The following is a 23,753-nucleotide window of genomic DNA, read 5'->3' as shown; positions in this document are numbered from 1 at the left end:
TCGCGATTACAGCGCGGCCGCATGTCTCTTTCATGATCTGTTGCGGTCGCGCTCGTTGGCTGGCGCGACGGTGGCGACATCTCCCGAGAACACCGCCGTGCCCTCTTCGAAAGGGGTCATACGTGGGCGGTGCGGAGCGCGATCAAGGGCAGAGTCGGGGCGAGCAGATTCAGGCGGCGGAGCGGGAGGCTGCGAGGCAGCGGATTCTTGCTCAGGCTGAGGCGGAGCGGATACCGGTCGAGGAGACGACTCGGGCGGTGTCGGATCGGCCGCTGCCTCGTCGTGAGCGGTGACCGGGTGCCGATCGGTCGGCGGGTGGCGTATCTGCGGGCGCGGCGGCGGTTGTCGCAGCAGACGCTTGCCGACCGGTTGGGTAAGTCGAAGAGTTGGGTGGACAAGGTCGAGCGTGGCGTCCGCCGCCTGGAGCGGGTGCCGACCATCCGGGAAATCGCCGCCGTGCTGCGGGTCGACGCGGCGACGCTGCTCGGTCGGGACGCCCAGCCTGCTGGTGTGGTCGAGCGGGACGAGGACGTGGCACGGATCCGGGCGGCCTTGTCGGCGTACGACATCGGGCGTGACCGACCGGCGTCGGTGTTGCCGGTCGACCGGGTTGCCCGGCACGTCGGGTACGCCTGGACTGTCTTCCAGCACGCCCGCTATCCACAGGTGGTCGAGCTGCTGCCGAGCCTGCTGGGCGATGTGCAGCGCACCTGTGCCCGGGACCCGGCGGCGGGCCGGGCGGTGGTGGTGGTGGTGGTGGCGTACCGGTTGACGGCGGCGCTGCTGGTGAAGCTGGACGAGACCGATCTGGCCTGGCTGGCAGCGGATCGGGCGATGGCTGCCGCCGCCGGTGACCCGGTGTTGGTGGCGGGTGCGGCGGTGCAGCTTGGCCAGGTGTTGCGGTCCCCGGCGCAGGCGCGGTCGGTGCTGCTGGCGGCGGCGTACCGGATTGCTCTGTCGGATCTTGATGCCGGTACGGCGGGGGAGTTGTCGTTATGCGGTGCGTTGTTGGTGCAGGCCGGGTTGGTGTCGGCCCGGTGTGGTGACGAGCGCGTGGCCGGTGACCTGTTGGACGAGGCGGCCGAGCTGGCGGCTCGGGTGGACGACGGGGTCGACCTACATCGGACGGCGTTCGGGCCGACGGTGGTGGAGTTGGCCCGGGTGGCTGCCGCCGTGGAATTGGGCGACGGGTCGACGGCGGTCGCGCGGCACAGACAGGCGATCCGCCGGAACGTTTCCGGTGCCCTGGAGCCCGAAACTGGTGCTCTGACCCGCGGCCAGTCCTCCGTTGTACTGCTCGTTCATGACAGTGACGGTGCCGCTCCTGCCGTTGGCGACGCCGTTCCAGACGTTGCTGACCGATACGCCGCTCGGCAGGTTGAGGGTGACTCGCCACCCGCGGTCCAGGGCCGTGACACCTGGCGCGAGCCCACGCCGCTACCCATCGAGGCAAACCTCATCGGGCAGTCGGTGGCCAGCTGACCACGCCGGGGAGGACGTATCGGGCAATGCGGGAGGCAGCTCCGGCTCGATCGGATGGTGCAGCAGGTGCAGGGGCGCGGCGTCGATCCCGGCCCCGGCCAGCGCCCGGGCGTACGCCGTCGCGGTCGAGTCGTCCGGCAGGCCGTGCACCAGCGGCAGATCCGGCCTGGCCGCCCAGAGCAGCGACTCCAGCCGGCAGGAGGCGATCGTGCCGGGCAGCCCGAGCAGGTTGCCGTCCACCGGCACCGGTGGCAGGTCCACCGGGATGTCGCGGGTCGTCTCGCCGACGTGCAGCAGCCCGCCGCCGACCACCAGGATGTCGCGGTCGCGCCGCATCCGGGCCAGGGCCCGTCCGGCGTCCAACGCGGGTGGGAACGAGTCGTCCACGACGATGGTGCCGGGTGCCAGCCGGTCGACGTCGATCGGCTCGGTGGCCGCGCTGGTCGCCGCGATGATCATCTCGACGGTGTAGCCGGCCGGGGCGATTTTCGGCGTCGAGGGGCAGATCTCGATGGTGCCGGCGAAGCCGTCGGCCCGCAGCCGTTCGGCGTGCTGGGCCAACCTCGGCGCGGCGGCCGGGATGTCGCAGAGCACCAGCCGCGCGGGTGGCTGCTCCGCTGCGGCCAACAGCAGCCGCAGCGCGGAGAATCCGATCGAGCCGAGACCCACCACGGCGAGGCTTCGGCCGGCGAGGCTCCGTCCGGCGGCGGCCAGCGCGGCCTGCACCGTGCGGACGACGGAGACGACGGTGACCGCGTGGCCGGTGGTCACTGCGACCCCGCTGCGGGTACGCCGCAGCACGCCGAGGCCGTAACCCGTGCGGGCCGGAATCATGCCGGCCAGCGACACGCAGCGGGCACCGAGGCCGGCGGCCAGGTCGACCGCCTCGGCTGCCTCGGCGGCGAGGGTGTCCCCGGCGGCGGTCAGCTCGTCGGCGAACCGGGGCAGGCAGACGAAGCCGGAGACGCCGAGTGCGGTGTTCAGCTCCTCCAACAGACGCGGGCGGCTGCCGGGAAAGAGCAGCTCACGTAGCTGTTCCCGGGGCAGGCTGCCGGTGGGCAGCCCGGCGATCGCGGCCAGCTGCGCCGGGGCCGGCAGATAGCCGACGATGGCCGCGGCCAACCTGGTCCGACGCCCACCACTCACCGTCGCCGCCGGTACGGCCCCGCCCGCCGTACCCGTGGTGCTGGTGTCGGCTGCGGCGGTCAGGTCGGCGCGGAGCCAGTCGGCGAGCCGGCGCAGCTCGGCCGGGGTCACTGCGGCGGAGGCACCACGCAGGGTGATCCGGAGCCCGTCCGGCTCGGGGCGCGCGGTCAGGAACAGGTCCGTTCCGAGCCGCGGTGGCGCCAGCTCGCTCTCGGCGTCCCAGTCGAGGCTGAGCCGATCGGCATCGGTCGCGCTGGAGGAGGGCTCGCCGAGTGCCGCTGGCGACGGCGCGTCGGCCACCTCGGGCGGTGGCGTACCCGCCGTTGCGGCCGGCGGCGCGCTGAGGGCGGCGAAGTCCAGGAAGCTGAAGAAGAACTGGGCGCCGACGGGAGTGCCTCCCGGGCCGGCGGGCACGGCCGCCGCGATCGACGGCGGGTCGTCGTACCGGCGGGCGGCGGACACCTCGGCCGCGACGCGAGCGAGTTGTTCGGCGAAGCCGGCCGAGCCGCCCAGCCGCAGCGGCAGCATCGCCGCGCATGGGCCGAAGATCCGGTGCAGATCCGGCAGCGGATGGTCCCGACCGGTCAGCGCCAGGCCGAAGACCAGGTCGTCCTGCCCGGTGAACCGGACCACCGCCCGGTGGTACGCGGTAAGCACCGGCGCGTAGAGGGTGGTCGCCGCCTCGGCGGCCAGCCGGCGCAGTCCGGCGACCACCGCCTCGTCCAGGGTGAAGCCGCAGACCAGCTCGGACGTATCGGGTGCGGTGGCGCCGGCGGAGAACACCGGTGGCCGGTACGGGGTGGCGAAGCGTCCGCTCCACCAGGCGTGGGCGTTCGGCTCGGGCGGTCCGGCGGCGCGGCCGGCCAGCAGCTCGACGTACTCGCGGAAGTGGGTGCGTAGCGGCGGCAGGCTCACGGGAAGGCCCGCCACCAGCCGGTGGTAGACCGTCAGCAGTTCCTGGCCGAGCAGGGCGGCGCTGTAGCCGTCGCCGATCAGGTGGTGGGCGTGCACCAGCAGGATGTGGTCGTCGGCGGCGAGCGCCAACAGCCGCAGCCGCAGCAGCGGCCAGGCCCACGGCTCGAAGGCCCGGCGGCGTTCCTCGGCGACCAGGTCGGCCACCTCGGCGGGGTCGGCGACCGCCCGGTAGCCGACCGGCAGCCTCAGCGAGGCGGGTAGTTCCTGCTGGACCGGGGGACGGGCCCCGGCGGGGAGGACGGTACGCAGCATCGGGTGCCGGGCCACCAGCAGGTCGACGGCGCGCTGGAAGACCTCGCGACGCAGCCGGCCGCGCAGCCGCAGCCGGGCCAGCCAGGCGGTGCCGTCGCCCGGTGCGACGGCGTCGGCGAGCAGGAAACCGCGCTGGGTGGCCGTCACCGGGTAGGGCTCACCCGGACCGCCGCCGCCCATTCCCGGGCCGGCGACCTGGCCCGTGGTGCCGGTGATGCGGTCCTCGGTACCGGCGGTGCGGTCAGAGCTGCCGGTGGAGTGGTCCGTGGCTGCGGCGGCGTCGATCTCGGCGGCGAGTGCCCGCAGGGTCCGGTGCTGGTAGACGACGGTCGGGCTCGGGATGGCCGGGAACTGGTCCTGTGCGCGGGCGAACACCTCCAGCACCAGAATGGAGTCGCCGCCGAGGGCGAAGAAGTCGTCGTCGGGGGCGACCGTCGGCAGGTCGAGCAGGCCGGCCCAGATCCGGGCCAGCCTCGTCTCGGTCTCGGTGTACCCGCCGGCATCGGTGGCCGGGCCGGCGGGTGCCGGGAGACGATCCTCGCCGGCGGGAGCCGGACGTCGCGTCGGGCCGGCGGGTGCGGCAAGTCGCTTCGGGTCGGCGGCCGAGGTGAAGCCGCCGAGTGCGCGGAGTCGGTCCCGGTCGACCTTGCCGGTGGGGGTCACCGGGAGGCTTTCCAACAGGTGGATCCGGGCCGGGACCAGCTGCGCGGGCAGCCGGTCGGCGAGGAACTCCCGCAGCCGTGGCGCGGTCGGTGCGGTTTCCGGCACGGGCGCGACGAAGGCGTGCAGTCGTGGGTACGGCTCGGCCTGGTGCAGCACCGCCACGGCAGCCACCTCGGGATGGGTACGCAGCACCGCCTCGATCTCGCCCGGTTCCAGCCGATAGCCGTGGATCTTCACCTGGTCGTCGAGGCGGCCGAGGAACTCCAGGCAACCGTCCGGGTCGACCCGGCCCCGGTCACCGCTGCGGTAGTACCGCTCGCCGTCGTGCCTGACGAAGGCGGCGGCGGTCAGCTCGGGCTCACCCAGGTAACCGGGGGTGAGACCCACGCCGCCGATAAGCACTTCACCGGCCACGCCGGGCGGGCGGGGCTGGCCGTCGGGGTCGACCACGCGTATCCGCGCCCCGCCGACCGGGCGGCCGATCGGCAACCGGCGTACCGCGTCGTCGGGGCGTTTGTCGATCAGGTGCCAGCTGGCGTTGATCGTCGCCTCGGTCGGACCGTACAGGTTGGTGATCCGGCAGCCGTCGCCGAACAGGTCGAACCAGCGCCGCACCGGCACCGGCGACAACTCTTCCCCGCCGACGTGCACCCAGCGCAGGGCGCTGAGATCCGGCCGTACGCCGTCGCGTACCGCCCGTTCCTCGGCGGCCCGCAGGATCCGCTCCCACAGGGTGGGCACCGAACTCCACACGGTGAGCCGGTCCCGTTCGATCCGGGTCAGCAACGCCTGCGGGTCGCGCAGCACCGAGCGGGGAAAGGTGACAACGGTGGCACCGACCAGCAGCGGCGCCAGGATCTGCCGGACCGAGGCGTCGAAGCAGATCGACGAGGTCTGGGCCAGCCGGTCGCCGGGCCGGTAGCCGAACGTGTCGATCGCCCAGTCGAGATAGTTGACCATCGACCGATGGCTGATCGGAACTCCCTTCGGCCGTCCCGTCGACCCGGACGTGAAGATGACGTACGCGGTGTCGTCCGGCGCGGCGACGATCGCCGGCACCTCGGCGGGCACCTCCTCCGCCGGCACCCCGGCGGGCACCTGCTCCGCCGGCACTTTGGCGGGCACCTGCTCCGCCGGCACTTTGGCGGGCACCTCCTCCGCCGGCACCGCGGCCGGCAGGCCGTCGGCGTCCGGGCCGAACCGGATCGGCCGGGTCGGCCCGGCGAGCCGGGCCACTGCTGCCGCGCAGTCCTCGTCGTGCAGCACCACCTCGACCTCGGCCCGGCGCAGCTGCTCGTCGAGGCGGGCCGGGGGATGGTCGGCGTCCAACGGCACCCAGGCGGCACCGGCCCGCAGGATCCCGACCACCGCGACGACCGACGCCGGACCGGGCGCGGTGAGCATCCCGACATGCTGGCCGGGGCGTACGCCGTGGGCGGTGAGCAGCGCCGCCACCCGATCGGCGGCCCGATCCAGGTCCCGGTAGGTAGTCGTCCGCTCGCCGTCGGTCACCGCCACCGCGTCCGGGGTACGCCGGCAGACCGCCCGGATCCGTGCGCTGACATGCCCCGCGTCGGCCAGCGGCCTGAGCGGTTCGAGCTGTCCCGGACGCTCGGCGGCACCGTTCGCCCGCGGACGCCCAATGGTGTCGGATGCGGACAGCCCGTCGGCGGCGAGCTCGACCAGTTCCCGGTGGTGCTCGGCGGCGAGCCGGGCCACCGTCTCGCGCCGGAACAGTCGCAGCGGGAAGTTCCAGGACATCCGCAGCGTCGGGCCGGACTCCCACCAGAGCAGGCTGAGCTGGGTGGCCGCCGAACCCGAGCCGGCCGCCGTCGGGACGACCGTCACCGGGGCGTCCGGGTCCGCGGTGACCGGGAAGCGGGCGAAGCTGAACCCGGCCGGGCTGGCGGTGCGCGGTCCGTCGCCGCTCGGGCGCAGCAGCCGCGCCAGGTCGAGGCTGGACACCGAACCGTGCCGCTGCGCGGTGGTCCAGGACTGCCGGAGCCGGTCGGCCAGGCGCGCGACCGGCTCGGCCGGATCGACCTCGACCAGCAACGGCAGAGTGTCGGCGAAGGGCCCGACGAGCCGCTCGATGCCGGGCAGCCGGGCGTCGCGGCCGGCCCGCGCCACGCTTACCGGCACCCGCCGTTGCCCGCTCCACCGCGCCAGGCACCGCAGGTAGCCGGCGAGGAGCAGGTGGAACAGCGAAACGCCGGCCTCGGCGGCCCGCTGGCGCAACCGGGCGACCAACTCGCCGTCCAACTCGTCCAGGTGCCGCAGGTACGGCGGCGCGGGCAGACCCGCCGGGTCACCGTCGTACGGCAGCCGCAGCCGCCACCCGGGATCGTCCAGCCGCTGCCGCCAGTACGCCAGGTCCGCCTCGGTGGGCTCGGCGGCACCGAGGGCGTACTCGGCGAAGCCGGGGGAGGCGGGCGGATGCGCGGGGGCACGCCCCAGCGCCAGCGCGGTGTAGTCCGCCCAGAGTTCCCCGCTTAGCTGGTTGAGGCTGACCCCGTCCCCGGCCGCGTGGTGCAGCACCAGGAGCAGGTGACCCCGCTCGGCGTCCTCCGGCGCGAGCACCGCACGCAGTGGCGGTTGCCGGGTCAGGTCCACCGGCGTGTTGCAGAGTCGTTCCTCCAACTCTGCGAGGGGGCCGGTGAGCGGCTGCACCTGGTACGGGATGTCGGCACCGGCGGCGGATGGCGGAAGGACCAGCTGACGCGGGGTGCGGGCACCGGTACCGGGCACGAACCGGACCCGCAGCATCGGATGGCGGCCGGCGAGACCGGCCAGGGCCCGGCCGAGCAGGTCGGCGTCGAGCGGCCCGGTGACGGTCTGCCGGACGAAGGCGTAGCTGGCAACGGTCGGGTGCAGCCGCTCGTTGACGTACCAGGCCCGCTGCACCGGGGTCAGCGGGAAGGGCTCCCCGTCGGCGATCGGCGTCGCCGCCTGCGATGACGCCGGCGGCGCGGCGGGCGGCCTCGGCACCGACGGCGCGGCGGGCGCAACCGGCGGCACCGACCCGTCGACCGGCGCTGCCCTGTCGACCGGCGACGGCGCGGTATCGGCCTGCGCCAGGTGGGCAGCGAGCGTGGCGACGGTGGTGTACTCGAAGAACAGGGTCACCGGCAACTGCCGGCCGAGTTCGTCCTCCAGCCGTTTGACCAGGTCCACCGCGGCCAGCGAGTCCAGCCCGAGGGAGAGGAACGAGACGTCGTCGGCGATCTGGTCGCTCGGCCGGTGCAGCGGCTCGGCGAGCAGCCGACGCAGCAACCCGGCCAGCTCCGCCGCTTCCGCCGTCTCCGTCCGACCCGTCTCCGTCCGACCCGTCTCCGTCCGACCCGTCTCCGTCCGACCCGTCTCCGTCCGACCCGTCTCCGTCCGACCCGGCACCGGATGCTCGGCGGCCGGGCCGGCGGTTACCACGGCGGCCGGAATGGCGGCCGAGCCGGCGGTGGCCGAGCCGGCGGTGGCCGAGCCGGCGGTGGTCGAGCCGGCCGTCGGCACGGTGATGGCCGGGATGACGCTCCGGGCGGTGCTCGCCGGGGCTGGCGTCAGCTCCGCGACGACCAGGTGGGCGGCGTCGACCTCCCGGGCGACCAGGAGGGCGCGCAGGGCGTCCCGGACGGTCAACCCACCGCGAGCGCCGCTGCGGGCCGCCATGCCGCGGTCGGTGATCGCCGCGAAGCCGATCGCCTGGACGGGGTGGCCGGCGGCCCGCTGCGCGGCGGCGAAGGCGTCGAGGAACGCGTTGCCGGCCGCGTAGTCGCCGATCGCACCGGCCAACCCGGGCAGCACCGCGCTGATCGACGAGAAGCCCACAAACGCAGCCCGGTCGTGGCCCCACCGACGTAGAGCCTGCGCCAGCAGGTGACTGCCGCGCACCTTGGGCGCCAGCACCGCCATGATGTCCGGAACCGACTTCACCGCCAGGGTGCCGATCCGCACCGTCCCGGCGGCGTGCCAGACGGTGTCCACCCGGGGCAGCCCGGCGAGCAGCGCGTCGACGTCGGCTGGCACCGTCACGTCACAACGCCGGTACGTCGCGTCGGCGCCCGCCTCGGTCAGCTCGGGCAGGAGGCCGTCCGGGGCCTGCTCCGACCGCCCGGCCAGCAGCAGGGTGGGTCGGCCCCGGCGGGCAAGGGTACGGGCCAACTCGGCACCGATCCCACCGCCCCCGCCCACGATCACGTGCACGCCGTCCGTGCTCGGTGCACCGGCACTGTCGGCGGGATCGGTCGCCGGGACCAGGTGCCGGGCGAGCCGGCGCCCGGCCCGCCAGGCGACCCCGGTCGCGGTGACGCCGTCGGCGCGACTGACACCATCCGCAGGATCGTCGCCACGCCGCAGGGCGGACAGCTCCCGGCACACCGACTCCACCCGGATCGCCGGGTCATCCAGATCGGACAGATCGATCACCCGGGTACGCAGGCCGGGGCGCTCGTCAGCGAGGGCCCAGCAGAGTCCGGTGAGCACCGCCTGCACCGACCGAGGCCGCTCCGCTGCCCCGGTGACCTGCACGTTCTCGGTGATCACCAGCAGCCGGCCGAGTTGCTCGTCCGGCTCGTCGAGCAGGGCTCGCAGGGCGCGTACCTGCCTGGTCACGGCGGCGTCGAGGGTCGCCACGTCGGGCGGGTCGACAGCCGGCCCGGCGAGCAGCACGGTCACCTCGGGCCGCGCGAGATCGTCGGCGGCCGCTGACGTGACGTGCCCGGCGTCGGGCTGACCGGAGGGCTGCACCGTGACGCCGCGTGCGGTGAGCGTGGCGGCGAGCCGGTCGGCCAGGTCACCGCCGACGCCGGGACCACGCAGCCGGACCCGGACCGGCAGCTCACCGGCGGGTACCGGCGCGTCCCGCCAGGCGACCCGGTGCAGCGGCACGGCGGCCAGAGGCGCCGGCGACGGCGGGTACGACCGCCGCTGGAACGGGTACGTCGGCACCGGCACCCGTCGCCGCCCGGCGTAGAGGGCGGCCCGATCCAGCGGTCCGCCGAGCGCCCACAACCGGCCCACCGCAGTCAGCAGCGCCCCGGGCGCGGCACCCGGTTCCGGGGCGAGCAACGGCAGCACGCGTACCCGATCGGGAGCCTCGCCATCGGGCCGGCCGCCGGTACCCAGGTCGAGGAGGACGTCGTACTCCTCGTCGGGCACCGACCGGGGCGGGGCAGGCAACCGCAGCTCGGTCGTCGCGGCGCGTCGGACCGCCTCGGCCGGGTCCAGTTCGCCGCGAACGGCGGCTGCGGCCAGCGCGCCGACGCCGGAGCCGAGCAGGGCGTCCGGCCGTACCCCCCAGGCGGCGAGTTGGCCGGCGAGGGCGACGCCGACGGCGACCGCCACCGCCGCCGCGACCTGCGGCTCGGCGGCCGAGCCGGTCAGGCACCAGGTCAGCAGCGGACGGTCCGCCACCGGCGCGGCGGCGACCTCGGCCAGTAGGTTGCGGAAGACCGGCAGCCGGTCGTGCAGGTCGCGGACGGCAGCCGCCGGCAGCGACGTGGCGTCGCCCGGGAAGACGAGCGCGGTCCGGGGTCGCCGGCCGACCGCTGCCTCGCCGAGGGTGTCGGCGGCGGCGTCGAGCCGGTCGGCGAGCTTCCCGTCGGCGACCACGGCCAGCCGGTGCGGGGCGTCGTCGCGGGCCGTACCCGCGCTGGCGCAGACGTCGGCCTCGGCGAGTTCCGGGTGGGCGCGCAGGTACGCGGCGAGGTCCCGGGCCGCCCGGCGCAACGCGGCGGGTGAGTACGCGCTGAGCGTGGCGAGCTGGCAACCGGAGCCGTTCAGTTCGGCGGTGACCCGCGTCGGGAGCCCCTCCGGTGCCTCGCGCAGCACCGCGTGCGCGTTAGTCCCGCCGAAGCCGAATCCGTTGATGCCGGCGAGCAGCGGGCCGGCGGCGCTCCACGGTCGCCCCTCGGTGACCACCGCGAAACCGGCGGCGGCGAGGTCGAAACGTCCGGCCGGCCGGGCGTGGTGCAGCGAGGGCGGCAAATACCGGTGTCGCAGCGCCAGCACCACCTTCACCAGCGCGGGCAGCCCGGCCGAGTTGAGCAGGTGGCCGAGGTTGGTCTTCACCGAGCCCAGCCCGCGCGGCATCCCGTCGGCGGGGGGCGGGTACGCCGCGGCCAGCGACCGGACCTCCACCGGGTCACCGAGTTCGGTGCCGGTGCCGTGGGCCTCCACGTACGACACCTGCGCCGGGTCCACCCCGGCGTCCCGGTACGCCCGCGCGATCACCTCCCACTGCCGGTGCGGGTTCGGCGCGAGCAGGCTCAACGAGCGTCCGTCGTTGCCGACGGCGGTCCCGGCGACGACGGCCAGCACCGGGTCACCGTCGGTGTACGCGTCGCCGACGCGGCGGAGCACAAGCGCGGCACCTCCCTCGCCGGGTACGAAACCGTCGGCGGCGGCGTCGAAGGCCCGGCAGCGCCCGGTGGGGGAGAGCGCATCGGCGGCGGCGAGCATCCGGTACCCGGTCTCGGTGAGGTTGAGATTCACCCCGCCGACCACCGCGACGTCACACTCCCCGGCGGCCAGGCTGCCGGCGGCCAGGTGCAGCGCGACAAGCGCCGACGAACAGGCGGTGTCCACCGCCACCGCCGGCCCGGTCAGGTCCAGCGCCTGCGCCAACCGGGCCGGGATCAGGTTCCGCAGGTTCCCGACCAGCGCCGCCGCCCCGTCGACTGCCGTCCCGCTGGCGGCCAGCAACTCGGGGTAGGTGCTCTCGCCGACGGCGGCGAAGACGCCGATCCGGTGGCCGTGCCGGCGGGGACCGGCGTATCCGGCGCGTTCCAGCGCCTCGTACCCGATCTCCAGGAAGAGTCGGGCGTGCGGGTCGGTGAGCCGGGCCTCCTGCTCGGTGAGCCCGAAGAACCCGGCGTCGAAGAGCATCGGGTCGGCCAGGAAGGAACCCCACTGTGGCCGGTCCTCCGGTGGGGTCCAGCGGTGGGCGGGAACCGGGTCGACGGCGTCGACGCCGTCGACCAGCCGTTGCCAGAACTCCTCCGGGGTGTCCGCGCCCGGGAACCGGCAGGCCATCCCGATCACCGCGACACCCGCGTGGTCACCCTCAGCGGCGTGTCGAGCCTCGTCCCGGCCCGCCTCGGCCTGCCGCGCACGCTCGTCGGCCGCGCTCCGGCCCGGCCGGGAGCCCGCCACCTCAGCCGGGTGGGCGACCTGCCCGGCGGCGAGCCGGTCGGCGAGCGTCGCGACGGTGGGGCAGTCCCGCAGGTCCGCCGGGTTCAACGGGATGCCCAGGGCGTCCTCCAGCCCGGCGAGCACCTCCATCGCCTTGAGCGAGGACCCGCCGATGGCCAGGAAGCGGTCGTCCGGGCCGATGGTGGCCGGCGGCCGGTCCAACACCCGGGCCCAGACCTCGCGGACCAGCCCTTCGAGTTGCCGCCGGGACCGCCTGGCACCGCCCGGCAGCCGAGCAACGCCGACCGGCGCGCGGTCGGTCGGCGGGCACCAGCGTCGCTCCCGGTCGGCGAAGTCGCCGGCCAGGTAGCGCTCGCGCATCCGGCGTCGGCGCAGCTTTCCGCTTGTGGTCCGGGCGAACGCGCCGGGGGGCAGCGGCAGCACCCGGACGTCGTCGTGGCCGCTGGCCTCGGCCACCCGCCCCCGGACCGCGGCGAGTACCCCGGCCGCGTCGGCCGGCGGGCGGGCCCACGGCACGAAGACCACGATCCGTTCACCACCGGCGTCCGGATCGGTTGCGCCCACCACCGCGGCCAGGTCGCCGGGCAGGCCGGGGGTGGCGACGGCCACGGTTTCCAGGTCCGCGGCGTGGAAGGTCCGGCCGTTCACGAAGACCACGTCCTTGGCCCGGCCGGTGACGCAGAGCCGCCCGTCGCGCAGGAAACCCAGGTCACCGGTACGCAGCCAGCCCGCCACGAAGGTGTCCCGGCTGGCCTGCGGCGCCCGGTGGTAGCCGCGCGCCACGTTCGGGCCGCGTACCTCGATCTGGCCGACCCGCAGCTCGGACAGGGGTCGGCCGTGGTCGTCGACGACGCGCAGCGCGCAGCCGGTCACCGGGTGGCCCAGGTCCATCAGCTCGACCGCGTGCCCGCCGGGCTCCGTCGACACCGCCCGGCCCCGGCTCAACTCGGCGCGGTCCAGCACCAGCGGGTCGGCCACCTCACCTTGCGGCGGAAAGGTCACCGCGAGGGTCGCCTCGGCGAGCCCGTACACCGGTCGCAGCGCGGCCGGGTCGAGCCCGGCCGGGCCGGTGTGGGCCAGGAAGGACCGCCACACCGCCGCCGAGATCGGCTCGGCCCCCACCACCACGCAGCGCACCGAACTCAGGTCGAGCCCGGCGAGGATCTCGGCCGGTACCCGGCGCACCGCCAGGGCCAGCGCGAAGTTCGCCGCCGACAGCAGGGTGGCCCGGTGCCGGTGGGCGATGGTGAACCAGAGGGCCGGACGCTTGGCGAACGTCAGCGGGCCGATGCGTACCTGCTTGAGACCGACCGCGAGCGGGGTCAGATGGGTGCCGATCAGTCCCATGTCGTGGAAGTACGGCATCCAGGTCACCAGGACGTCGTCCGGGCGGACGCCGCTGGCCACCCTGGCCTGCTCAAGGTTCGCCAACACGTTGTCGTGGGTCAACTCCACCCCACGGGGCGCGCCGGTGCTGCCCGAGGAGAACTGAAGGAAGGCGACGTCGTGCCCGGCCGGCGTCGGCAGCTCCGCCGGTGGGGTCCCTTCGCGCAGCGCGGCAAGCCGCAGCACCGGCGCGGGCAGTCCGTTCGCCACCGCAGCGGTGGCGTCGTCGGTCACCACCACCGCGTCGGGGAGCAGGTCACGCACGGCCCGGACCCGGTGCGGCTCGGGCGGCAACGGCACCGGCACCAGCCCGGCGGCGAGCGCACCCCAGAACATCGGCTGGAAGTCGTCCCCGGCGTCGGCGAGCAGCAGCGCGGGCGTGCCCGCTGCCACCCCGGCGGCCCGGTAGCCACCGGCCACCCGCAGCGACTCGTCGCGCAGCTGCTGGAAGGTCACCGTACGCTCGGTGCCGTCCTCCGCGACGTGCACGATGACCTGGTCAGGCGACCGGTCGGCGGCACCGAGGAGTACGTCGAGCAGACCCCGGCGGGCACCCGGCCCAGTCGCAATCGGCACGGCAGGATGCTAGTGGTCCACGATGTCCGATTGGTAACCGGCGGCGCGCCACAGCCGTCGGGCGAGCGTGCTCAGTCCCGCGTCGGGTCGGCGGCGGCCCGGCCGAGCCGGGCAAGCCTGTTCCGGGCGTCGTCGGCGGCCGGGTCACCCAGTTCGTCGTAGATCAGCGCCGCCAGGCGCCAGGCCGCCGTGGCCGCAGCGGGGTTGCCCATCGCGGCCCGGGTCTCGCCGAGCCGGACCAGGGTCTCCGCCTGGTGGTAGCGGTCGGCGGAGGCCCGGAACAGCTCGACGGAGCGCTCGTAGCAGGAGACGGCCCGGTCGTGCTCGCCCAGCCCGTGGTACGCGAAACCGAGACTGTCAAGCGTCGCCGCCTGGCCGTTGTGGTCGTCGATCAGCTGCTGCTGGGTCAGCGCCGCCGTGCAGTCGGCGATGGCCTGCCGGTGGTCGCCCTGGACGGCGTGGATGAAGCCGATCGCGTTCAACGTCCGGCCCTCGCCCGCCCGGTTGCCGGCCAGCCGGTACAGCCGCAGCGCCTCCCGGGCGTGCGTCAACGCCTCCTCGCGCCGGCCCAGGACGAAACAGTGCTCGGTGTAGTTGTGCAGGGTCTGCGCCAGCCCGGCCGGGTCGTCGAGGTGTTCGTACAGTTTGATCGCCCGCTGGAGGCGTTCACCGGCGGTGTCGTACTCGCCGAGCCGGTAGGCGGCCCGGCCGAGCAGCCGGTTGGCCGTGGCCTGGGCCGCCAGGTCACCGAGACGTTCCGCCGATTCGAGCGCGGCCTGCTGCGCCACGAGCTGGTCCTGCCAGAGCCCACGGGGTGCGAGGAACGTGGTCAACGCCCAGGCGAGCTGCCAGGCGTACGCGTCGAAGCCGGTCGTGGTGGCCTGCCGGATCACCCGCAGCAGCACGAGGCGTTCCGTCGCGAACCAGGCCAGCGCGGCATCCTGGTCGGCCATCGGCACGTGCACGTTGTCGGCGAGGGCCGGCAGCACGGTGACCGGTGACCACTGGGGCTGGACCAGCCGGCCGGCCGGGTACGCGCTGTGCAGGTAGTGGTCGTAGAGGCGGTGGAGGGCTTCGTGTCGCTCGTCGGTGCGCCCGGCCCCCTGCGCCAGTTCGGCGGCGTAGGAACGCAGCAGGTCGTGCAGGGCGTACCGGTCGGGCTGATGCTCGGTCAGCAGGTGCGACCGGGTCAGCTCGTTGAGCACCGGGGTGAGCGCGGCCCGTGGCCAGCCGAGCAGCGCAGCGGCGGCGGACCCGCTCAGCTCCGGCCCCGGGTGCAGGCCGAGCAGGCGGAACAGGCGCGCCGCGTCCGGGCTCAGCGCCGCGTACGACCAGGAGAAGACCCGCCGCACGTCGCCGTCGGCCAGGACCTCCAGCCGGGTCTCCGGCGTACGCAGCTCGGCGGCGATCGCATCGAGCGGGAAGCGGGGTCTGGTGGCCACCCGCGCCGCCATGATCGACAGGGCGAGCGGCAGGCGACCGGCTGCCTCGATCATCTCGGTCGCGGCGGCCGGCTCGGCGTCGAGCCGGTCGCCGCCGATCCGGCCGCGCAGCAGGTGCGTCGACTCGGCGTCGGTAAGCACGTCGAGGGCGAGCAGCCGCGCCCCCTCGGCGGCGACCAGGCCGCTGAGCTGATCCCGGCTGGTCACCACGACGACGCACCGGCCGGCGCCCGGCAACAGCGGTCGTACCTGGCCGGCGTCGCGGGCGTTGTCGAGCACGATGAGCATCTCGCGGTTCGCCAGCAGGCTCCGGTAGAGACCCGTCCGGGCGTCCGTGCTGCTCGGCATCCGGGCCAGCGGCACGTCCAGTGCCTCGAGGAAGCCGAGCAGGGCGTCGGCCGGCGAGACGGCCTCGCCGTCGTCGTACCCGCGCAGGTTGACGTAGAGCTGACCATCCGGGAAGCGGTCCGCCACCCGGTGCGCCCAGTGCAGCGCCAGCGCGGTCTTGCCGATGCCGGCCATCCCGCAGATCGCGGTGATGACCACCTTGGGCGGCCCGTTCCGCACCGCTTCGACCGCCGCGTCGAGGCGGGCGAGCTGCGCCTGCCGGCCGACGAAGTCGGGCGTGGCCAGCGGCAGCTGGGCCGGGCGGGTACGACCCCGCCCAGCCGCCCGGTGGTCGGGACGCGACACCGGCCCGGCGGCAGGGGAACGGTGGTGCAGGATGTCGTCGTGCAGGCGGGTCAGCTCGGGCCCCGGATCCATCCCGGTCTCCTCGGCGAGGACCTGCCGGGCCTGCCGGAAGGCTGCCGCCGCCCCGGCCACGTCACCGCTCTGGTAGAGACCCGTCATCAGCTGCGCCCATGCCCGCTGCCGGAGCGGATGCCGTTCGAGCAGGGCGCGCAGCCTGGGAATCACCTGCGCGAACGCGCCGAGCGCGAGCTTCGCGGCGGCATGCTCCTCCTCGGCCAGCAGCCGCCGCTCGGTGACCTGCTCGACCCAGCGGGAGAGCGCTCTGGGTAGCGGCAGTCCGGCCAGCGCCGGGCCACGCCACAGGGCCAGCGCCTCGGTCAGCTCGGCCTCGGCCAGCGCGGGATCGCCGTACGCCAGGGCGTCGCGCCCGCGGGCGGCGGCGGCGTCGAACCGGTCGAGGTCGCGCTCGTCCGGCTCCACCCGCAACAGGTAGCCACCGGCGGTGGTGACGATCCGTCCGTCATGGTCGAGTGCCTGCCTTAGCCCGCGCACGTAGGTGCGGATGTTGGCGCCGGCCGACGCCGGTGGCTGGTCGCCCCAGAGCGCGTTTACCAGTTCGTCGGCGGGAACCGCCTCGCCGGATCGGGCGAGCAGGAGCGCGAGCAGCAGCCGCTGCTTCACCGAGCCGAGTTCGACCGGACGGCCGTCCCGGGACACCGACAGCGGGCCGAGAAGGTCGAAGCGGAGCAGCATCAGTCACCCCAACCGACGAACGAAGACATTCACTTTGTACGCCGATTGTGCGCGGTTGATACGCGGGCAACCGTACCATCGCCGCCGGGTCGGTGATCTTCCCGGATTGCGGCTTTTCGGGGGTTTCGGGCGGCAGCGATCCACTCGCCATGGGGGGCGTGCGGCACGCGCTGGTCGGCGTACTGGGCTGGACCGTCGGCGTCGGGATGGCCGACGGTCCGGACCAGCGCGTCGATCGGCTACTCCGGGCCGGGAGGCTCTTCCCGGTCAGCGGCCCGCCGTCGTCCGCCGTACCGGACGGGAAGAGCCAGACCCCACCGGGGGCGTTGCCGGATCGCAGCGGGTGGGCGAGGCGCCTGGGCCATCGCGCCTCCTCGGCGCCGAACGGCAGGCCCCGGAAAGTCCACGCGGGAAAGTTTTGCTCGGCTTGCCCTGCCGCCGGTGAACCGGCAGCCGTCCAGCGCCGTCATGAGGGCGTGCAACTGCCGCGTACGCCCGCGGACCTCGTGCGTCCGCTGCCAGGCCGATGGAGGGCTTGATGACACTGAGCGCTGTTCCGTCCCCGATCCGCCGAGCCTTCACGAGCACGAGAGTCGCGCTGCTCACCGTCGTGGTGCTCGCGCTCGGCCTGATCGTGGTCATGTCGAGCAGCTCGGACGCGGTCGCCGGGGAGCGGGTGAAGTTCGTGAACGCGACCGGCGAGACCCTCTGGGTGGGGGCCGGGGAGAGCGGGGACGGCTCGCGCCGGATCACCGGACTGCCGGTCCTGCGGCCCGGTGAGTCGAAGACCGTCGTCATCCCCGACGACGGCCAGCCGGGTCACTGGCGCGGGCGGTTCTTCGCCCGGCAACGCTGTAGCGGCGAGCCGGGCAGCACCTTCAAGTGCATGGTGGGGGACTGCGGTCCCTTTCCGGACCGATGCGAGCGGGGTGCGGAGCCGGTGAGCCTGGCCGAGTTCAACTTCGACCAGAACAACCCCGCCGCTCCCTGGTACAACGTCAGCTACGTCGACGCACTGTCCTTGACGATCACGATCGAGGCGCCCGGTGGTCCGCCCAACCCGGTGGCGGGCAGCTGCGTCAGGTGGGACTGCTCGGGCGGGCAACTGCTGGCCGCCTGCCCCGAGGCACACGCCGTACGCGATCCGGGCCGCGGCGACCGGGTTAACTGCGTGAACCCCAACCGGGACGCCGAGAGCGCCTACACCGCAGCCCTGCGTCCCTTCGGAGCACGGGCGTACCTGTGGTCCACGCACGACAAGGTGCCCGGCAACGAAACCGTCTTCGCCTGCCCCGGCTGTGCGGACTTCGTGGTGACCTTCCGCAACGGCGGCGCGTCGGCGCCGAAGCCCGCCAACCAGCCGGTCGCCGACCAGCCGGCCGCACAGGGCGGCGGCGGCTTCGCCCTGCGCGGCTACGTGGACAAGTGCGTCGACGTGCCGGGTGCCGTCTCGGCCGACGGCGCGCAGTTGCAGCTCTGGAGGTGCAACGGCACGCCGGCCCAGCGCTTCGAGCGGGGACCCAACGGCTCGCTGGTGGTGCTCGACAAGTGCATGGACGTCGCCTGGGCGTCGCAGGACAACGGGGCCAAGGTACAACTCGCGCACTGCAACGGGGGCCCGGCGCAGGTCTGGGTCGTCGAGCGGGAGATGGTGCGGAACCCGCATTCGGGCAAGTGCCTCGACGTACGCGACTGGAATCGCGGCAACGGCGCTCCGTTGCAGATCTGGGAGTGCAACCCCGGACAGGACAACCAGACCTGGCGTACGGTCGGCCGCTGACGAGCCCGGGCGGACGGCGCGGGGCGCGGGCGGCCGGACCGACGGTCCCGCGCTCCCCGCCGGCTCGCCGCGCGAGGTGCCGTGGCACGACCCGAAAGGATTCGAATGAAGTCAGGTGGTCCGGAGCGGGCGGCAACGCCCTGGTGGGCGCTGACGCTGCTGCTGGCGGTCCTGTTCGGGCCGCTGATCCCGGCGACACCGGCCACGGCGGCACCCGACGACACCGGCAAGTACTACGTGGTCGGTCCGCCGGTCAACGGCCAGCGGGAGTACCTGTACAGCATCGCCCTGACCACCCTCGGCAACGGCAACCGGTTCCGGGAGATCATCGACCTCAACCGGGGGCGGGCACAGCCCGACGGAGCCACCTTCACCGACGGCGTCGAACTCGCACCCGGTTGGATCCTCGTGTTGCCCCGCGACGCCGACGGGCCGGGAGTGCGTACCGGTCCGCTTCCGGCGATCGGGCCGCCGACCCCCCGGCCGTCACCGCGCACCGCGACGCCCTCCCCGGCGGCACCGACGCCGAGTGCGGCACCGCCCACCTCCAGCGCCCCGACCCAGCCGGCGTCCCCGAGCCCGGTCACGTCGGTCCCGGCGGACGATCCGGCGGCCCCGGCCGCCGCCGCACCTCCGCCGCGGTCCGGGCCCTCCGGTCCGGGTCTGTTCAGTCCCGGACTGGTCCGGATCGGAGCGGGCGTGCTCGCGGTGCTGCTCGCCGTCGTCGCGCTGCTGGTGCTGCCCCGGCGGGTGCACCAGATGCGCTCGGTGACGCTCGACGACGGACCGTGGCCGCCGGAACGACACCACACGCCGACCCCGGCCGAACTCGAGGCCCGCGCGGCGGCCACCCCGCCGCCACCTCCGCCCGCCCTGGCAGAGCCACCGCCACCCCCGCCACCCCCGACGGCACCACCTCCACCACCCCCGCCACCCCCATCCCCGACGGCACCGCCTCCGCCGGCGCTGGCGGTCACCGCGCCGTCCGTACCCCCACCTCCGGCACCTTCGTCACCCCCGCCGCCGGTCACCGCGCCGTCGGCGCCCCCGCCCGAGTGGCCGCCCTTCGCCGGCGCGGCGCCCACCCGCGCACCGGCCGGGCCGCCGCCGGGGACGGGACCGGTCGATGCGGTGGACGCAGCCGGGGGTACGGAGATCAGCGCCCCGCCCCGGCCCGCGTTGCCGGCCGACGGCGACGTGCCGTACGTCCGGGCGGACGCCCGCACCGAGACCGGTCCGATCCTGGTCCGCCTGGCCGGCGTGACCACCGGCCCGACCACGCCCGCCTACGCCTGGCTCGCCGACGACGAGCCGGCGCCACCGGCGGCCGTGCCGTTGGTGCTGGGACATCACGGACCGTGGCGGTTGCGGGTGGACCTCGGCCGGGCACCCGACGTCTTCACCCTGGTCGGCGAGGTCACCCAGTGCCGTCGGCTGGCCGGCGCGTACGCCCGGCAGCTGCACGCGGCGGGCATCGAGGTCGCCGTCGTCGGTGACGCACTCGGTGCCGAAATCTTCGACGGCTGCCGTCGCCTGACCCGGCTCCCGACTCCGGACGAGGGCGGCGCCGACCCGTACGTGGTGATCACCGCGGGCCTGCCCGAGGGCCTGGCGGCCGGGATGCGCGAACTGGCAGCCGGTGGCCGCTGCATACCGGTGGTGATCGGCCGGGTCGCCCACGGCCGGTGGTCGGTTCAGCTCGGCACGGGTGACTGATGCCGGGGCACGACGGTCGACAGCGGACCCTTGCCCGGCTCCGGTACGCGCCGCCACATCCCCGCCTCGGCGCGGTACGCGCGGTACACCCGCACCCGCCGGTAGGAGCGGCTGCCGAGGATCAACTCCACCTGTGCGGCGCGCAGCGGTTCCGCCCGGGAGCGGAGCCGGTTGAGCGGGGCGAGCAGGTCGGCCGTTGACGTGACGTCGATGGCGCGGTTCCTCGGCACCCGCAGCTCCAGCAGCAGCCGGCCCGGCCGGACCGCCGGCTGGCGACGGTAGAGGCGCAGCCAGTGCCGTGGCAGGCGGACGTGCTCCGCCGGCAGGAGGGCGTACGCGCGCCGGGAGCCGAAGCTCGGCCAGCGCCGTACGTCGTTGGGCAGGCCGGCGATCGATCGGCCGGGGGAGGAGCGGATCCGCAACGCTCCGTCCGCGCATTCGCCGGCCGGGGTCAGCTGGCCGGCCCGGTCGACGTCGAAGGTGTCCACCGCGGAGATCCGGTCCAGGCGCGCCGCCGGCAGCAGGTACGCCTCCCGGAGGCCGCGCAGGTGTTGCAGGCGGGCGGGCAGGTGGGCCCGGAGTACCGACATCGGGATCGCAGCGCCCGGTCCCACCCGGACCCGCAGCAGCCGATTACCCTCCGGCACCGAGCGGGGATCAAGGAACGCGAGCAGGAACAATTCGGCGCTGGGCAGCCCGTCCGCGACCTCCCGGGCGTCGACCGACGAGACGACGAACGCCTCGAACGCCTCGGCGTTGACCTGCTGCCCCGCGCTCAGCCACGGCGGACCGTAGGCCGCCGCCCGGCGGTCCTCGGTGGTCAGCGCCGGCCGGGGCAGTGGCGTCGCCGGAACGTCGGCCGGCTCGCGCGGCCCGTCCTCGACCTGCGGCACCGGCGCGGCCGGCCCCGGCTCGGCCGCTCTCGGCTCGGCCGACTCCGGCTGCGGCCCTGGCTTCGGCTCGGCCGGCTCCGGCTCCGACTCCGGCTCGGGTTTCGGTGCGGTCGGGTTGCTCACCGTGATGCTGGGGCGGGCCGAGGCCGGCAGGAGCAGGCCGTCCGGGGTGGTCCGCAGTGCCGGTGGCGCGGCGGCGAAGCGTGGCCGGTGCGCCTGCCAACCGGCGGGCTGCCCCGCGTAGTCGAGTGCGCGCAGGTCCTTCCGGCCGTCGACCAGCTCCGCGCTGCCGCCCGGTGGTGGCGTCCAGACGGTGGCGCCGGTCGTCTCGGCCAGCTCCTGCGCCTGCGTACCGAGGCGCTGCTGCTCGTCGGGGTCGGACGGCCAGGTCAGCCAGAGCCGCAGGTCGATGCCGTAGAGCGGCAGGTCGCCCAGGAGGGCGGCGAGTTGACCGCCGCTGTACACCCGCTGCGTGCCGCCGTAGTCGCCGACCAGGAAGCCACCGGCCCGTGCCGTGACCGCGACGGTCACCAGCCCGTCCGAGGCCGAGCCGAGCCGGTGCGCGGTGGCCCGCCGGGTGACGAAGTCGGCCCGGGTGGCGAGGACGACCCCGCCGCGCAGCGGCAGGCCCACCACGCCCCGGCGGGGGCGGACCAGACCGCGCTCCACGGTGAACCAGCCGGGCAGCGGGGTGGCCAGCTCGGGCGGCTGGATGACGATCCAGTCCCGGGCCCGGCGGGTTCGCCGGTCCAGCGGCACCGCGTGCAGCGGCCCGTTCCCGCCCTGCCGGTCGTGATGCCGGATCTCCGCGCCGTCGGGACTCACCAGGACGTCGTGCGCGAGCAGCCCGGCGACCTCGCTGAACAACTCGCTGTGGCGGGCACCGTCGGCGGTGAGGATCCGTACGTCGTTGGCGTCCTCGCCGGAGCGGCGGACCAGGTCGGCGATGACCCGCGCGGTGACCGGCCGGTCCGGCTTCAGCGGCAGCACCAGACCACCGCGCGTTCCCGGCTCCAGCCACAGGTCGAACAGTCCGGTGATGCGCCGGTGCCGGCGGGGGTCGAAGCGGCTGGTTGCCGGTGCCTTGCCGATGTCCCCGTCCACCGTCGTGGGCATGGCCTGCATGCGCTCCTCACCACCGTCCGCTCGGTTGCCGGCCGTGGCGGCCCGCGACCCATCGCATCACCTGGTCCCGTGGCCCGTACGTCTTCACGACGCAGATCATCGCGTTCTGGTTCAGATAAATTCGAACGATCTGCTGTTCGGATTGAACGTACGCGGCCCGAATCCGCTGTAGAGGGTGTCGGCCGCACTGATCGGCCGCGGGCTACTGAAGGAGGAACATCAGTGCTGGCAATGCGACCGAACCTTGGACGCCTGCTCGCGGGCGTAGCGGTTGCCTGCTGCCTGGTCGTGGCCATGGCCGGTACGGCGGGTGCCCAGAAGGCCCCGCCGGACCCGCAGGCATACGTCAAGTACTACGTGGTCACCGCCGCGTACCAGGGTCAACCGGAGAACCTCACCGAGATCGCGCTCCGGTTCCTCGGCAGCGGTGAGCGGTCCGCGGAGATCTACAATCTGAACGCCGGGCGGGTGCAGCCGGACGGGGCCAGCCTGTCCGACCCGACCCGGCTCAACCGTGGCTGGTACCTGGTGCTGCCGTGGGACGCGGTCGGCGACGGGGTGCAGCACGGGCAGATTCCGGCCGGGCCGAAACCGACCCCGAAGGCGTCCCCGACCACCGCGCAGCCCTCCGCGCAGCCCTCCGGCAGCCCGAGCCCCAGTCCGAGCGCCAGCCCGTCACCCAAGGGCACCAAGGGCGGCACCGACTGCACCGCCGTGGCCGCGTCGAGCGGTCGCTCGGACTGGGCCCAGTTGCGGTTGGCGGCCGACGGTGCCTGGGACCTGAGCCGGGGTAACGGCGTCATGGTCGCCGTCATCGACTCGGGGGTGGACGGTGACCTCGAACAGCTCAGCGGCCGGGTCGCGGTCGGCGCGGACGTTACCGTCGGAAACGGTCGCGGCGACACCGACTGCCTCGGAACCGGCACCGCGATGGCGAGCCTGATCGCCGCGAACGCGGGCGCCCAGAACGGCCCGGCCGGTCTCGCGCCCGACGCCACGATCCTGCCGGTCCGGATGGTGGGTACGTCGGGTAAGAGCCGGGCCACGGACGCGGCGAACGCCATCGAGGTCGCGGTGAGCGCGGGTGCCTCCGTGCTGGCGCTCGGCTCCCACGTGGACCTCTCCGCCCCGGCGGTCACCGCGTCGCTAACCACCGCGCTCAACCACGACGTGGTCGTGGTGGCCGCCGCACCGACCAGGCCGGTTACCCTGCCGTCGCCAAGCGAACCCAGCGCCACCGGCGCTTTGCTGCTGGTCGGTGGGGTGGGCGCCGACAACGGGTTGGTCGAGGAGTACCAGCCGGACACGGTGGAGGTGGTCGCGCCCGGTGCGGACGTGACAGGCATCGGGCCGGGGAAGGCCGGCGCGTTGAGCTACACCGGCACCCGCTTCGCCGTGGCGATCGCGGCCGGGCAGGCGGCGCTGGTCCGGGCCGCCTATCCGGAACTGAGTGCCGTCCAGGTCGAGCAGCGGATCCAGGGCACCGCCGACGCGGTGGGTGGCGACACCCCCGACGCCAGGTACGGTGCCGGCATGATCAACCCGGCCGCGTCGGTCGCCCGGCCGATCGAGGGTGAGCAGCCGGTCGGCACCGGAGCGGGCGCCGGCGACGACGGTGGCGGCCTGGGCGCTCTCGTCCTGCTCGGCTTCGCGCTTGTCGGCGGGGGCGCCTTCCTGACGCTCCAGCTGCTGCGCCGCCGTCGCGCCTTCGGCTGACCGGACGCG

7 protein-coding genes are annotated in these 23,753 nt (G+C 74.6%); 4 read left to right on the top strand and 3 right to left on the bottom strand.

The window, feature by feature from the left end:
- Positions 1-297: 297 nt before the first annotated feature.
- A complete protein-coding gene (locus tag AC507J_RS13275) occupies positions 298-1,482 on the top strand; it encodes a helix-turn-helix domain-containing protein (protein ID WP_496289441.1) in 1,185 nt (394 codons plus the stop codon).
- Here the strand turns inward: AC507J_RS13275 and AC507J_RS13270 are convergent.
- Positions 1,438-13,626, bottom strand: coding sequence for an amino acid adenylation domain-containing protein (locus tag AC507J_RS13270; protein ID WP_496289440.1), 12,189 nt, complete (start codon positions 13,624-13,626; stop codon positions 1,438-1,440). The genes AC507J_RS13275 and AC507J_RS13270 overlap by 45 nt on opposite strands.
- A 71-nt stretch (positions 13,627-13,697) precedes the next feature.
- Positions 13,698-16,514: an AfsR/SARP family transcriptional regulator gene (locus AC507J_RS13265; protein ID WP_496289439.1), complete on the bottom strand. Its 2,817-nt coding sequence runs from the start codon at positions 16,512-16,514 to the stop codon at positions 13,698-13,700.
- Positions 16,515-17,052: 538 nt separating this feature from the next.
- Here AC507J_RS13265 and AC507J_RS13260 point away from each other — a divergent pair.
- Both AC507J_RS13260 and AC507J_RS13255 read left to right on the top strand, forming a co-directional pair.
- The gene (locus tag AC507J_RS13260) at positions 17,053-18,294 is read left to right on the top strand and encodes a ricin-type beta-trefoil lectin domain protein (RefSeq protein WP_496289438.1); all 1,242 of its coding nucleotides are present in this window, start codon (positions 17,053-17,055) and stop codon (positions 18,292-18,294) included.
- Between the two features lie 105 nt (positions 18,295-18,399).
- Complete coding sequence (locus AC507J_RS13255) at positions 18,400-20,010, top strand: hypothetical protein (RefSeq protein WP_496289437.1); 1,611 nt, start codon at positions 18,400-18,402, stop codon at positions 20,008-20,010.
- Here AC507J_RS13255 and AC507J_RS13250 read toward each other — a convergent pair.
- Positions 19,989-22,019, bottom strand: coding sequence for a hypothetical protein (locus AC507J_RS13250; RefSeq protein ID WP_496289436.1), 2,031 nt, complete (start codon positions 22,017-22,019; stop codon positions 19,989-19,991). The two genes, AC507J_RS13255 and AC507J_RS13250, sit on opposite strands and share 22 nt — an antisense overlap.
- Positions 22,020-22,259: 240 nt before the next feature.
- Between AC507J_RS13250 and AC507J_RS13245 the strand changes: the two genes are divergently transcribed.
- Complete coding sequence (locus AC507J_RS13245) at positions 22,260-23,744, top strand: S8 family serine peptidase (RefSeq protein ID WP_496289479.1); 1,485 nt, start codon at positions 22,260-22,262, stop codon at positions 23,742-23,744.
- Positions 23,745-23,753: the final 9 nt, after the last annotated feature.

It is taken from the genome of Micromonospora sp. PRAS1, assembly GCF_059553435.1.
The sequence above is the reverse complement of the archived record's forward strand: the minus strand, read 5'-3'. Positions and strand labels throughout refer to the sequence as shown.

Bases quoted from the DNA above. Each gene is read 5' to 3' on its own strand.
- AC507J_RS13255 (WP_496289437.1), top strand. From the start codon at position 18,400: ATGAAGTCAGGTGGTCCGGAGCGGGCGGCAACGCCCTGGTGGGCGCTG.
- AC507J_RS13250 (WP_496289436.1), bottom strand. From the start codon at position 22,019: ATGCCCACGACGGTGGACGGGGACATCGGCAAGGCACCGGCAACCAGC.
- AC507J_RS13245 (WP_496289479.1), top strand. From the start codon at position 22,260: ATGCGACCGAACCTTGGACGCCTGCTCGCGGGCGTAGCGGTTGCCTGC.
- AC507J_RS13260 (WP_496289438.1), top strand. From the start codon at position 17,053: ATGACACTGAGCGCTGTTCCGTCCCCGATCCGCCGAGCCTTCACGAGC.
- AC507J_RS13265 (WP_496289439.1), bottom strand. From the start codon at position 16,514: ATGCTGCTCCGCTTCGACCTTCTCGGCCCGCTGTCGGTGTCCCGGGAC.